We start from the raw sequence: 13,116 nt of genomic DNA, 5'->3' as shown, positions 1-13,116 counted from the left end.
GGGTTGCGCTGCTCAGGACGCGGTGCAGCTGAGTCTCCCCGTCAGGATGGCCGCCGCCACGAGTGCGACGAGCGCGCCGGCGGCGGCCGGCGCGGCGGGTCCGAGGACGGCGGCGAGGGAGGCCGCCAGCCCGGCGCAGACCGCGCCGGTCTTGACCCACGCCTCGACGGTGCCGAACAGCCGGCCGGCCGGGCGGCTGCCGGCCAGGGCCGCGGCCAGCAGGTTCAACGAGACCAGGCCGGCGGTGAGGCCGACGCCGAACACGACCTGCCCGGCGATGAGGACTCCCGCGGAGCCCAGGCCGACCGCCAGCGGATGGGCGCCAGCGCCGATCGCCACCAGGGCCAGCCCGGCGAGAAGCCCGGTCTTCGGCCGGTCCCGCAGGATGCGCAGGGCCATGCCGGAGGAGACCACCACGACGATGTGCGGAAGGGCGAACAGCAGGCCGGTGGCGGCGGCCGTGGCCGTGGGCAGCACCCTGGCGACGACGGGAAGGAAGTACGGGTAGGTCGCCACGGTGGCGAACACGAACGCCGCCTGCGCGGCGCAGAGGACGCCGAGGGTCACCACGGGCCGGGCCGCGCCCTGCGCCCGGGAGCGGACACGGTCACCGTGCGGCTCCGGCAGGAGCAGGGTGACCAGGGCCGCGACCAGCGGCAGCAGGGCGGCGTACCCGTAGAGCCGCTGCGGGGGGACGTGCCCGGCGAGGAGTCCGGCCGTGGCGGGCCCGCCGACGAGTGCGAGCCGAGCCCCGACCTGCGCCAGGGTCAACGCTGCGGCCAGGTCGCGGCCGGTCAGTCCCGTGGCCAGGTAGGCGCCGGTGGCCGCGAAGGTGCCGCCGAGCACGCCCTGCAGGACCAGGGCGACGGCCAGCACGAGGGTGGAGTCGGCCTGTCCCGCCAGCCAGAACGCGACCGCGAGGCCGAGTTGGGCGCGCACCAGCATCAGACGGCAGCCGTACCGGTCGGCCAGGCGGCCCCACCACGGTACCGACAGGGCGGTGGCGATGGTGGGCAGGACGTAGAGGACGCCCGCCCACCGGGCCGTCGGGTCGCCCAGCCCGGCGAGGATCACGGGTAGGTAGGGGGGTAGCCCGAGGGCCGCGCTGGAGGCGGCGACCTGCGCGCCGACCACGATCCGCACGTCCGCCCGGGTCAGGGCGCGCGCGGGGGCGGCTCCCGGCCCGGTGACGGTCACGGCGGGTCGGCACGCAGGTAGTTCGGTCCGGTGCGCAGGTAGTACTTGTTGACGTCCGCGCAGCCCAACCGTGACTTGGGCAGGAGCGTGCCGCTGGTGACCATGGCCTTGATCGGCAGCCGGTCGGCGTCCAGGACCCGTGCGCCGAGCAGCCGGGCCGCGGCGACGCTGCCGGCGTCGGTGGCGTCGGTCCAGCGGTCCCGGGCGGCGAGCAGGCGGGGGCGTAGTTCAGCGGCCGGGTCGCCGACCGCCAGCCCGGCCTCCCGCGCGGCGAGCAGCGGGGCCGTGGCGCACAGGTGCAGGGTGATGGTGGTGAAAAGGTCGGCGAGGTGGTCCGGGCCCGCACCGGCGATCCGTGGGTCGGCGAAGGCCGCAGGAGCGGCGGCACCGAGGGCGCGGCGCAGTCTCGGCAGGTCCACCCGGGCGCTGTCGTCGTCCTTGTAGAGCAGACCCGGTGGCCCGGCGTTCGGCAGCACCAGGGAGAGGTTCTGCTGGTGGGCCTCCAGCACCACCCCGTAGCGGAGCCAGAGCGCCACGTGCCACTCGATCAGCAGGTCGAGATAGGACGCCAGGACTCCGGGCGGCAGCCGGGCGATCAGTGACCCGTCCGGCCCACGGGCTGCCAGCGCGGCCACGGGCAGCACCACGGCGTCGTCGAGGTCCGTGGGGTACCGGCGGACCAACCAGGTCAGGTACTCCGACCCGGTGATCCCGTAGCTGGACTCGTCCGTGTGCCGGATCCGGCCGGTGAAGGCCGGTTCACGATCGGCGATGGTGCGTAGCACGGTGGCCATCGTCGCCCCGTCGGCCAGGGTGCTGGGTTTGACCGTCCTGCGGTTGCGGGCGCCCAGCGTCGACATGGGCAGTGGGATCTTCAGGTGGACGGCAGGATCGTCCACCACCGCGACCGTACGCATGGAGAGGGTGGGCTCCACCTGGAGATACGTCTGGGGGGCCAGGTGTGCCGCCAACTCCGGCACGCTGGCGGCGGTGAGTGGATGCACCGGCACCAGCGGGCCGGCGGCGCTGCGGAGGCCGACCTGCGCCGGCGTCGGCCACCAGGGCGGCAGGGTGCCCACCACCCGGACCCCGGTGGCCGACGCCCAGCGCAACGGGAAACGAGGAGCCAGCTCGGGGACGTAGGCGCGCAGGTCCGCGCCGTCGAGGCCGAACCGGCACCGCGCGGTCGGATAGACCGGGTGGTCGACGTGCGCCGCGACCCGCTCCGCGCGCAGCGCGCCGGCGAGGCCCCTCGGCAGGCCGCTGCCGAGTTCGTGCCACCTGTCCGCCTGCGCCGGGGCGGTCAGCCGCCGGGAGAGGAGATCCTGGTGACACTCGTCGACGAACGTCGCCCACCCCGCCTCGGCGGCCGGGTCGCCACGGGGCGCGAGCGCGGCGAGGATCGCGTCCAGGCGATCGAGGGTGACCGTTCGGCCGCCATCGGTGACCGTCATCCGGGGGGCGGCGAGCCGTCGGTCGGCCTGGAAGCCGTCCGGTCGTACCCGCAGGGTGAGGTCGCCGCCGGCAGGTAGGCCGGGCACGTACCACCGATCGTCACCGAGCTGCCGGCCCCGGCTGGTCAGTCCTAGGTGATCCTCCCGCAGCAGGGTGTCGACCACCCGGTGGATCAGCGTCCGTTCGTGCCGATCGATCATCGGATCACCCATTGGTTACCGGCGAGGAACTCCGTCAGCGCCGTCTCCACCCGCTCCCGGTCGGGCCCGACCGCGGACACCACCGCGAGGTGATCACGGTTGGTGCCCCGCAGGGGGGCGTGGGTGCCGGTGTCGCGGATCGGCCGACAGGTGAGATGGACCCCGCCGGTCGTGCTGTCCTCCCAGCCAGGGGCGGAGCGCAGCCGCCCGCCGCGCTCGGCGCGGACGTGGTGCAGGACGGCGTGCCCGGCAACCCTGGTCGAGACCGGCAGCGACAGCGCCTCCAGCTTCTCGCCGAGATGCAGCCGGATCACGTACTCGAACAGCGGAACGCCCAGCAACTCCGCGAGGACGAGGTCGACCCGGTCGCCGATCAGCCGGTAGTTCACCTCGATCAGCCGGGGTCCGCCCGGGGTGAGCACGAACTCGGCGTGGCAGGCGCCCAGCCCCACGCCGAGCGCCGTCAGCGCCGTCAGCAGCGCGCCGGTGACGGCCGGGTCCAGGTCGGGTGCCCAGGTGTGCCGTTCCTCGATGAACACCGGCGGCGGGCTCAGTGTGGTACGCCACGAGCCGACGACCGCCAGCCGCTCGGCGTCGCCCAGGGTCTCGAAGGTGCGCAGTTCCCCGGGGAGGTACTCCTCAAGCACGAGGGGGAGCTGCGGGTGACGGCGACGGATCTCATCCACCCGCCGCACGAGGTCGCCACGATCGGCGACCAGGTAGCAGTCCTCACTCGCCACGCCCGTGCGGGGCTTGACCACCGCCGGGAAGGCGGCCCACGCCGGGGGTACCTCCGCGCCGGGCACGATGGCGGCGTGCCGGACGCTCTCCAGTCCGACGTCGGTCAGGTGCTGCCGCATGAACGCCTTGTCCTTGCACCGCAGCGCCGCGCGCCAGTTCTTGCCCGGCAGGCCGAGGAAGTCGGCGGCCAGCGCGGTCGACATCTGGAGGCCGTCACCGTTGCTCAGCACGCCGACGGCGGGTCCGATCCGCCGCACCGCGTCGATGATGTCGTCGGGTCGGTGCACCGCGCACTGCTCGACGCGCCCCGGCGGGTGCGCGACGTCCGCGTACGCCGCCACATGTGGCTCCGGTGTGTCGGTGAGCAGCACCGTGTCCAGGCCCAGCCGGGCTGCGGCGGGAAGGAATCCTGCGGTGATCGAATCGGTCGGCAGACCCGCAACTAGATAGAGAATCATCGACAAGCCTAGGGGGTTGGGAGCGAGGAGCGTGCGGTGGCGCAGGGTTGGCCGTCGCCCGACAGCCCCGGTGGCAGCCGACGGAGCGCCGCGGCACGCCGTCGGGGTCGGTGCCGTGCCGTCGTCATCCTCACAGCTGACGGGTCCGCCCAGCCAACTTCGCTTGCTGCCGTGGATCCGGCTGGTCTGGGGGTCCACCCGAAGTGGCCTCGCCGGTCGCACCGCCGTCGAGGCGCTGATCGGGACGGTGGGCGGTCCTGTTGGCCTGCGCCGATGTGACACCAGGGCGGTAGCCCCTGTCGGGGCAACGAAAGTTGGCGTCGGGTCCGGTGCGGCCATCTAGCCTTTGCACGCCGTTGTCGAGGGAGCAGCGAACGCTCCTCGCCGTTCTTCTCCCGCCCCGGCCAACGGCTCGGTGTGTGAGGTGTCGGTGCGGCGACGGTGGCCCGACCGCACGGCCCGCCGGACGGTCCGGGGTTCTGGTCGGTGGCATCCGAGAGAGGCGGCACGGTGACCGTGGTGGCGGTGGGAACAGCGGACGAGCGGGGCGAGACGGCCGGCGGGCAACGGCGACGCCAGCTCGTGGAACGGCAGGCGGCCCGGGAGTCGGCAGCACGCACGTACGCCCGTCACCTGCCGGTGGCGCCGAGCCACGCCGAGGGCGCGGTGATCACCGGGGTGGACGGACGACGGTACCTGGACTGCCTGTCCGGAGCCGGCACGCTGGCACTCGGACACAACCACCAGGCGGTCGTCGCCGCGCTGCGCGCCACCCTCGATCGGGGAGCACCGCTGCACACACTCGACATGATCACGCCGGAGAAGGACGCCTTCACCAGCGAACTGCTCGGCGTGTTGCCTGGTGACCTCCGCAATGCGGCCCGGGTCCACTTCTGCGGCCCGAGCGGTGCCGACGCGGTGGAGGCGGCGCTGAAGCTGGCTCGACTGGCCACGGGACGTCGCGGGGTGGTCGCCTTCTCCGGCGCCTACCACGGTATGACCATGGGTGCGACCGCGGTCAGCGGCGGGGACCGGATGCGGACGGTCGGCACGACGGACGGGGTGGCGGTGTCCCGCCTGCCGTTCCCCTACGAGTACCGGTGCCCGTTCGGCGTCGGCAGCGGGCTGAGTGGACGGCTCTCCGCGCAGTTGACCGAGAACCTGTTGGACGACCCCTACGGCGGTGTCGGTCACCCCGCCGCCATGATCCTGGAGGTCGTGCAGGGCGAGGGGGGCGTGATCCCCGCCGACGACGACTGGCTGCGTGCGATGCGCAGGATCACCGAGGCACGGGGGATCCTGCTGGTGATCGACGAGGTGCAGACCGGGGTGGGTCGTACCGGTGGGTTCTGGGCCTGCGAACAGGCCGGGGTCACCCCCGACGTGCTGGTGATGTCCAAGGCGATCGGCGGTGGCCTGCCGTTGGCGGTGATCGGCTACCGGCCCGACCTGGACGTGTGGTCCGCCGGCGACCACACCGGGACCTTCCGCGGCAACACCCTCGCGATGGTTGCCGGGCAGGTGACCCTGCGGACCGTCGTCGAGGAGGAACTCCCGCAGCGTGCCACCCGGATGGGGGAGCGGCTGCGCGCGGGCCTGGACGAGCTGGTGGCCGCCCACCCGTTCCTCGGTGACGCCCGCGGCCGGGGACTGATGCTCGGCGTGGAGGTGGTCGACCCCCATGCGGAACTGGACCGGGTCGGCGCCCGGCCGGCCGATCCCGTCCGGGCGCGGGCACTGCGGGCGGCCTGCCTCGACGCCGGACTGATCGTGGAGCTGGGCGGACGTCGGGACGCGGTGCTGCGGTTGCTGCCTCCCCTGGTCATCACCGAGAGGGAGTGCGACCAGGTTCTGGAGCGACTCGGCGACGCCTGTGCGAGCTGCTCGACCAGCAGCGGCCCGGGGGCCTGACCTGACCCGACGGCGGGCGGGACGCGACGACGTCGGGTGGTGCAGGATCGCTCCTACCCGGCGTCGCTGCCGGCAGGCCCGCCGGCGGTGTCGGCTTCCACCCTGAGCAGACCCAGCAGCTCGATGGTGGTGGCACCGGCGACCAGGCCACGCAGGAGGCGCTGCTCGCGCGCGGCGCGGGCGGTGGCGGCGTCCAGCACCTCGTCGATCCGGGCGGCCGGGACCACCACCACACCGTCGTCGTCCGCGATGACGAAGTCACCCGGATGCACCACGACACCTCCGGCCAGTACCGGCTCGTTCACCAGTCCGGGGAGGACGTGGACGGTGCCGGCCACGGTGACCCCGGCGGCCCAGACCGGGAAGCCGCGCCGCCGCAGAGCCGCGGTGTCGCGGCACCCGCCGTCGAGTACCAGGCCCGCGATCCCGCGCGCCTGCGCGGCCACCGTGAGCACCTCACCCCAGTAGCCCGCGAGGTCGCCGTCGGCCGTCACCACCAGCACGTCCCCGTCGTTGGCGGCAGCCACCGCACGGTGCGCGGCGAGGTTGTCGCCGGGGCGGCAGGCGGCGGTGGTGACGCGCCCCGCCAGGGTGACCCCGGGCAGCACCGGGCGTATCCGGGGGGCGAGCTGGCCGGTACGCCCGGCGGCGTCGTGCACCGTGGCGGCGTCGAGCCCGCGCAGCCTGTCGACAGTGGTCGGTCCGGGACCGGATTCGGACATCGTGGGCTCTCCTCGGGTCGCTGTCGGATGCGTCGGTGGTGCCGTCTCGTCGGGCACGGTCTCAGTCGTCCAGGTGACGGAAGGGGTTCTGCGTCACCGCCTTGCCCGACGGCATGCTGCCCGAGAAGCCCTCCTGTTCGAGCAGCGGTTTCACGAGCAGCTTGAGCGGCCACGTGGTGGAGGTCAGGAGGGTCTCCGTCGTCTGCGTGCGCACGTCCGTGTCGAACGGCACGGTCTCCACCGCCTCCCGGAGACTGTCGCGCATGGCGATCCACAGCGTCCGCTCGGCGACGGAGTAGGTCGCGGCCAGCGTCTCGATCACGGAGCGCAGGTTGACCTGGATGCCCAGTGTCTGCAAATAGAAGAGCAGGCTGGCCGGCGTCTCGTTGTACAGGGTGTTGGAGTGGCCGGGTCGGATCCGGTAGTGGGGGTCGCCGATTCCGTGCCGTTCGAGCCACGGCAGGTGGAGACGGACGGAGTCGTGGTCGCGCAGGAGCATCCCCGCCACCCGCCCGTGCTTCCAGACCAGTACGCAGTTCTGCCCGTGGATCTCCGGCAGGAGACCGATCCGGTACAACCGCAGGCTGATGTCGAAGAACGTGTCACACACCTCCGTGAACAGTGCGATGGCGCCGGCCGCCGAGACCGCGGTTCCGCGGGCTCTCATCCCGGCGTCGAACAGGTGCCGGTCCGGCCCGGTGATCTCCGTACTCAGGGCGGACATCGGCACCAGGCGCACCCCGGTGTCCGCGACCAACTCCTGCGGGTAGGTGCGGACCATCGCCGCGAGATGTCGGGGCGGGGCGTCGAACAGGCTTCCGCCGTCGGGCAGGTATCCCCACCACGTGGTCTCTTCGCAGAGGAACAACCGTTGCTCCAGCACCTCGTCGCGCACCCTCGCCTGGCAGAGCAGCGCCTGTCCCCGTTCGCCGTTCATCAACTTGACGGCGGGGAGGTTGCGCAGGGCGCCCAGGGAGGCGATGCCCAGCGGGAGCTTCACGTGGTTCCGGTCATCGTCACTCGGCGCGAGCGACCTCACCGAGGAGGTGACCTGGAACGTGCCGGCCACCGTCCTCAACGGCACGCAGGCACCCGACGCGAAGGCCAGCGGAAGGTGCGCCAGGACGACATCCACCTGCCACGGATGGACCGGCAGGGCCAGGAACCTGTCAGTCGACAGGCCCCTGTCGGTCATCTCGCGCATCAGTGCGCCGCGCTCCTCCCCGGACAGGAGCAACTCGGCCGGAGTGGAACCCCGATCCGCCGCCCCGGCTGCCGAGCCGGCGATGACGCGGGCCCGTTCCACGGCCACCCAGCGCAGTTCGACGTCGTGCCCGAACTCCCCGAGGTACCGCCGGTACTCCGGCTCGCGCAGCCCCGTCTTCGCCTTCGCCACCGGGTGGAAGGGGCGGTCTCGCACGCTGGCGTACTGCTCGACCTTCCGGAAGAAGGCCGCCGGAGAGAGGCTCAGCACGTCCTGCCCCGGGATGTCGTTGTCCAGCGACCACGAGAGTTGGCGAACGGTCTCGTCGAGTAGCGCCAGGAACTGCCGCACCCCTGGATGGTCCCGCTTGTCGCTCGCCAGGCAGGACGCCACGACCAGCTCCATCAACCGTACGGGGTCCAGGGTGTCGACGACCGCGCCGGAGCCTGCCCCGACATCCCGTCGGATCGCGTGGACACCGCCGTTCGTCAGGTAACGAAAAGGCTGCACGAAGGCTGGCCGGACCGGAAAGCACACCTGGCTGTTAGTGCTCTCGCTCCACCAGGAGCAGACCGCGAGAACATCCCGGGCTGTCCCCTCCAGCGCGCGGGCCTGCGCCTCCCACGTCCGGGTCAGAGCCGTCAGGGTGGCATCCTCGCCGGCGAAGGCCGTCCACTGGGTCAGGCTGTCCAGTCGTAGCTCCGAGGGGACCCAGAACTCCTCGGCCAGCAGCGTGTCGACCAGGTCGGTCAGCACCCGCTCCGTTGCCTCGCCGGCCGGCGTCACGCGCTCCACCGCCCTCCCCGCCGCCGACCCGCTCGCCCGGGGCGGGTCGTCCGCGCCCGCACGGGGACCGATGGTCGCCGACAGGTCAGATCCCGCGCTCGTACGCTTCATTCGTTCCTTCCCCTCTCGATGGCCCTTCGTAGGAAGACGTCGCCTCGCGGATGGACAAGCCCTGAAGGCGCGGCTGACCGGGAACGACGGCACGCTGCTCTGGCAGGCCGCTCACCACCGCGCCCGGGGCCTCGGTCGTCATCCCCGGTCGTGCTCCTGGCTCTTCAGGCCGGCCAACCGCGCCTGTAGAGCGCGGAAGGCAATGCCCCGGTCGTTGCCCAGCACGAAGGCCGACGCCCCGTTCTCCCGCCAGTAGGCGTGATCGTCCTCGGCCCGAGGAATGGCGCAGTAGGGTACGCCCTGCCTCTGTGCGGCGCGCAGGACGTGGCGCAACTGTTCCCGCACCACAGGTGCTCCGGCCTGCCAGGGAACCCCGCAGGACTGAGACAGGTCCGCAGCCCCCTCCAACACCATGTCCATGCCGGGAACGGCCAGGATCTCCTCGACGTTCGCCACGCCGGCCCGGCTCTCGATCATCGGAACGAGCATGATCTCGGCATTCGCCCGAGCCAGGTAGTCGACCAGGTCCACCTTCCCGAACGCGCCGGGCCGGCCCGCGTTCAGGCTGCGGGCTCCCACCGGTCCGTACCTGGCGGCCCGGACAAGCTGCCGCGCCTGCTCCGCGCTCTCCACGTGCGGCACGACGATGCCCTGCGCGCCGCCGTCCAGAACCTGGAGGATCAGCTTGGGATTGACGTCGGGGACGCGCACCAGGGCGACGATGTCCGCTGCCTCCGCAGCCCTGATCATGTTCTCCAGCGACTCCGGATTGACCATGACGTGCTCCAGGTCGATGATGACGAAGTCGTATCCGGCGTACGCGGCCATCTCCACCACGATCGGGTTGGGGATGGAGACGAGCAGGCCGTACTGGGGCTCGCCGCTGCGCAGTTTCGCCTTCAGCCGGTTGGTCCTCAACATGGCGAGACCGACCGGTGCGGGTGCAGGGGATTGCGCACCGTCCGGACATGGGGCGAGTCGTCCCCGAACAGCCGCCGTCTGGTCATCTCCTCGATCCGGACGGTCTCCGCGAACAGGTCGAACAAGCGGTACCGTTCCTGGTGCTGAGGGCGTTCTCGCTGATATCGCAGGATGATGCCGGCGGTCGTCGACCAGAAGTACTCCTCCGGCAGCCCGAAGTGCTCGTTCAGGAACATGGCCAACTCGGTCAGGCAGATGAAGAAGAAGGAGTCGTGGGAAAAGTCCCGGACGTCGGTCGGGTCGTCGGTGATGAGGAACGAATGCGGGTTGACCAGCGCGTGCTCGGTCGACTCGGGAACGAGCCTCGGGCAGCGGTCCGGCTCGGCCAGGTGAGCCGGCGAGAACCGCACCCCGTCGTGGAGGTCCTTCAGCGCCGCCCGCTGCGGCAGCCCCTGTCGGTGCAGCAGCACGATGTTCTGGGAGTGTGACTCCATGCCGATCCCGTGCGCGTAGAGCAGGTGAATGACGGGGAACACGGTCGCCTCAAGCACCTGCGTCGTCCAGGCCTTCAGCCCGTACCGTCGGATCCACGGGTCGATCAGGGGCACGCCCGAGGGCCACACGTGACAGAGCCCGTTGAAGGGCATGCCGTCCTCGCCTGGTCGCAGGTGAGGGTGAAGGCTCTCCCGCCACACCGCGCCGAGCGTGCCGTGGACCCTGCGTCTGCGGTGCTCGGGAAGGCCCGCATAGTCGTAGGTGACACCCACGAACTCGCCCAGCAGGACGAACGCCGGCTCGCGGACGTCGTGGTCGTCCCGGACCAGACCGTGCAGCCAGTCGGTGATCAGGGGCCCGTTCAGCACGGTGTGACTCGCCATGATGCGGCTCGTCGAGGTGTTGGTGATGCTCAACGAGAGCTTGAGATAGGGCTTCTCGGCTGCCGTGACGTTCGCGAGCGTCCGGATCGACTGCTGTGGACGATAGCGGTCGTCGCCCGCTCCCAACAGGATGATCTCCCGCTCGGTCAGGGCCTGATGGAAGCGTGGCACGATGGTGTTCTCCCACTGCCAGGGGTGGACCGGCATGATGCGATACCGTGTCCCGGGTTCCCCCTGTGCGGCGATGACGGCGTCGAACCTCTCGTATTGCCGTTCACCCAGTTCCCGGCGGATGTGATCCTCGTAGGCGATGCCCCGCGACTCGGCGACGCTGCTGCTTCGCGCGGCGACCGCGATCCACACCGGTCTGATCGGTCGTTTGAATTCCGGCCCGTAGCGGGCGTTGTCGGCGAGGGTGAAACCGATTCTGGACTTGTAGCAGGGGTGATAGGTGTGGCCGCTCCTGAGGTCACCTTCGAGTTCGTCGTATCCGGCCAACTCCCGGGCCGGCTCAAGGGCCTGCGCCTGCGCGTCCTTCAACAACGTCTGTTCCAACTCGTCCACGAAGCGGTCCAGGCGTTCGCCCTGCTGGACCTGCGCCAGGACCTCGGTCACGAAGAGGTCGAGGTGGGCGGCCGTGCTCGCTCCCCGCGCCGGCACCCGCATGACCGGTGCCGCATCCAGCCGAACGCGACCGAAGCTCGCCATGCGCCTGCCGCGCGCCTCGTACACGACGGCCCCGTCGTCCTGGGTTCTTCCGGGTAGGCGGAACAGGACGCCGGCATCGTCGGCGAGCGGTGTGCTGCTGTCGCAGGCCGTGATCTCCTCGAATATCAGGGCTTCGACCAACTGTCGGAGGAGCCGGCTCTCGACCCGGGTCAGGTGGGCCGAGGAGATCGCCCGGGTGATGCCTTCCGCCGCCGTTTCGGCGGGCTCGAACGCGGTTTCGTTTCTCATCGTGTCCACCCTCTCGGAGCGGGGATCGAGGCGGATGTCAGGCTGACGGGCCGGGCGGCGGCCCGCTGCTCACGTTTTCGGTCGCGGACACCACCGGCTTCTGCTTCGTCGCGGTGGGCGGCCTGCTCATGAAATAGGCCACCGGCAGGGTCAGGAACACCACTGCGCCGATCGCGAGGAACCCCTCGTTGATGGCCTGCAGAGCGCCCTCGGCGGGCGACTGGCCGCTCCGCAGCAGATGATCGCTGCGCGCCTGGAAGAAGATGGAGATCAGGACTACTCCGAGGGCCGACACCATTCGCTTGGAGATGTTGTTGATCGCGGAACCCTGCCCGGCGAGATGGTCCGGAAGGGCCCCCAGGCCGGCGGCGGTGATCGGCATGTTGGCCAGGCCGAGGCCGGCGCCACGGAGCATCATCAGCGCCAGCACGGCCGACAGCGGAGCACCGATCGGCAACGTGCCGAGGAGCAGCGCCGCCGCGCAGGTGATGCCCAGCCCGGCGAGCGCGATGCCCCGGGGGCCGCGGCGATCCAACCGCTTGCCGCCGACGTTCACGAACAACGCGACGGACACTGCCGATGGCAGGAACACCAGCGCGGTCACGACCGGGCCATAGCCGTACACGTTCTGCACCAGCAGTGGAATCAGGAAGATCGTCGCGAACATCGCGAGCGCCTGGACGCTGGTCACGACGACGCTGAGGGCGTACACGGGGGTCTGGAACGCCCGCAGGTGAACCAGCGGCCGGGGTTGGCCGAGTTCTATCCGAACGAACAGGGCCAGGAGCGCCAGTCCCGCGATCAGCGGCACCAGCTTGAGCGGCTCCGTGGCGTCGTGCAGGCTGGACATCTGCCCCAGCGACAGCAGCACGGCGCCCACACCGACGGTGCCCGTGGTGAACCCCCGAGCGTCGAAGGTGCGCGACGGATCCGGGGCGGTCGCGGCCAGGTGTCGCCGACCCAGCAGCAGGCCGAGCAGGCCGATCGGCACGTTCATCAGAAAGAGCCATTGCCAACCACCCAGGGTGAGCGCCGCGCTTCCTGCCAACGGGCCGACCGCCGGTGCCGTCATCACGGCGGCGCCCCAGATGCCGGTCGTCCTTCCGCGCTGCTCCCGGGGGCTGGACTCGAAGACCAGCGCAAGCGACAGGGGGATCGTCAGCCCTCCGGCGACTCCCTGCACACCCCTGGCCGCCACGACGGCAGCGAGGTTCCACGACAGCGCCCCGAGGACGGACCCGGCGACGAACAGGAGCAGGCCGAGCAGGTAGATGCGCTTGTTGCCGAACCGTTCACCCAGATAGCCCGTCAGCGGCATCGTGACGCCCATGGCGATGAGGAACGCCGTGATGATCCAACCGACCGGGGCCACGCCGGCCTGGAAGGCGTCCATGAACACGGGGATCGCCGGATAGAGGGAGCTGTTGTTCAGGATGACCGCGGCGGCTCCCGGCACGACGGCCAACAGGACCTTGCCCTGTTCGGACAGGAGCCCGTGCCTCGTCACGAGGTGCTTCCGCCCGGGGCGTGCGGGCGGTCGGCAACGGCAACCGACGCCGGCGCGGCGACCACCCG

General features: G+C 71.3%; 9 protein-coding genes. 1 reads left to right on the top strand and 8 read right to left on the bottom strand.

Annotated features, from left to right (window positions below; translation table 11 throughout):
- Nucleotides 1-12 precede the first annotated feature (12 nt).
- From Q2K16_RS08845 to Q2K16_RS08835, 3 genes are read right to left on the bottom strand one after another with little or no spacing between them, the layout of a single operon-like run.
- On the bottom strand, nucleotides 13-1,197 hold the full coding sequence (locus Q2K16_RS08845) for an MFS transporter (RefSeq protein WP_302744657.1): 1,185 nt from the start codon (nucleotides 1,195-1,197) through the stop codon (nucleotides 13-15).
- Nucleotides 1,194-2,852, bottom strand: a complete 1,659-nt coding sequence (locus Q2K16_RS08840) for an IucA/IucC family protein (protein WP_302744655.1) — start codon at nucleotides 2,850-2,852, stop codon at nucleotides 1,194-1,196. Before Q2K16_RS08840 ends, Q2K16_RS08845 begins: the two co-directional genes overlap by 4 nt.
- Nucleotides 2,849-4,051 carry an ATP-grasp domain-containing protein gene (locus Q2K16_RS08835; protein ID WP_302744654.1) on the bottom strand — a complete coding sequence of 401 codons (1,203 nt, stop codon included), beginning with the start codon at nucleotides 4,049-4,051 and terminating at the stop codon, nucleotides 2,849-2,851. Before Q2K16_RS08835 ends, Q2K16_RS08840 begins: the two co-directional genes overlap by 4 nt.
- Nucleotides 4,052-4,537: 486 nt before the next feature.
- Between Q2K16_RS08835 and Q2K16_RS08830 the strand changes: the two genes are divergently transcribed.
- Complete coding sequence (locus Q2K16_RS08830; protein WP_302744652.1) at nucleotides 4,538-5,962, top strand: diaminobutyrate--2-oxoglutarate transaminase family protein; 1,425 nt, start codon at nucleotides 4,538-4,540, stop codon at nucleotides 5,960-5,962.
- Between the two features lie 53 nt (nucleotides 5,963-6,015).
- Here Q2K16_RS08830 and Q2K16_RS08825 read toward each other — a convergent pair whose 3' ends face one another.
- The 5 genes from Q2K16_RS08825 to Q2K16_RS08805 all read right to left on the bottom strand — a co-directional run bounded on the left by Q2K16_RS08825 (nucleotide 6,016) and on the right by Q2K16_RS08805 (nucleotide 13,048).
- Complete coding sequence (locus Q2K16_RS08825; RefSeq protein ID WP_302744651.1) at nucleotides 6,016-6,684, bottom strand: 4-carboxy-4-hydroxy-2-oxoadipate aldolase/oxaloacetate decarboxylase; 669 nt, start codon at nucleotides 6,682-6,684, stop codon at nucleotides 6,016-6,018.
- A gap of 61 nt (nucleotides 6,685-6,745) precedes the next feature.
- Complete coding sequence (locus Q2K16_RS08820; protein ID WP_302744650.1) at nucleotides 6,746-8,683, bottom strand: IucA/IucC family protein; 1,938 nt, start codon at nucleotides 8,681-8,683, stop codon at nucleotides 6,746-6,748.
- Nucleotides 8,684-8,923: 240 nt separating this feature from the next.
- On the bottom strand, nucleotides 8,924-9,706 hold the full coding sequence (locus Q2K16_RS08815; RefSeq protein ID WP_302744649.1) for an HpcH/HpaI aldolase family protein: 783 nt from the start codon (nucleotides 9,704-9,706) through the stop codon (nucleotides 8,924-8,926).
- A complete protein-coding gene (locus Q2K16_RS08810) occupies nucleotides 9,700-11,541 on the bottom strand; it encodes an IucA/IucC family protein (RefSeq protein WP_302744648.1) in 1,842 nt (613 codons plus the stop codon). The genes Q2K16_RS08815 and Q2K16_RS08810 overlap by 7 nt, the downstream gene beginning before the upstream one ends.
- Before the next feature lie 37 nt (nucleotides 11,542-11,578).
- Nucleotides 11,579-13,048 (bottom strand): DHA2 family efflux MFS transporter permease subunit, encoded by a 1,470-nt coding sequence (locus Q2K16_RS08805; protein WP_302744647.1) that lies wholly within the window; start codon nucleotides 13,046-13,048, stop codon nucleotides 11,579-11,581.
- Nucleotides 13,049-13,116 lie beyond the last annotated feature (68 nt).

Source organism: Micromonospora cynarisoli, from assembly GCF_030518815.1.
In the GTDB taxonomy this organism is placed as follows: Bacteria; Actinomycetota; Actinomycetes; order Mycobacteriales; family Micromonosporaceae; genus Micromonospora; species Micromonospora wenchangensis.
The sequence above is the reverse complement of the archived record's forward strand: the minus strand, read 5'-3'. Positions and strand labels throughout refer to the sequence as shown.

What these genes read in the sequence shown, in the direction of transcription:
- Q2K16_RS08835 (WP_302744654.1), bottom strand. Translation starts at nt 4,051, where the DNA reads ATGATTCTCTATCTAGTTGCGGGTCTGCCGACCGATTCGATCACCGCA.
- Q2K16_RS08825 (WP_302744651.1), bottom strand. Translation starts at nt 6,684, where the DNA reads ATGTCCGAATCCGGTCCCGGACCGACCACTGTCGACAGGCTGCGCGGG.
- Q2K16_RS08815 (WP_302744649.1), bottom strand. Translation starts at nt 9,706, where the DNA reads ATGTTGAGGACCAACCGGCTGAAGGCGAAACTGCGCAGCGGCGAGCCC.
- Q2K16_RS08840 (WP_302744655.1), bottom strand. Translation starts at nt 2,852, where the DNA reads ATGATCGATCGGCACGAACGGACGCTGATCCACCGGGTGGTCGACACC.
- Q2K16_RS08810 (WP_302744648.1), bottom strand. Translation starts at nt 11,541, where the DNA reads ATGAGAAACGAAACCGCGTTCGAGCCCGCCGAAACGGCGGCGGAAGGC.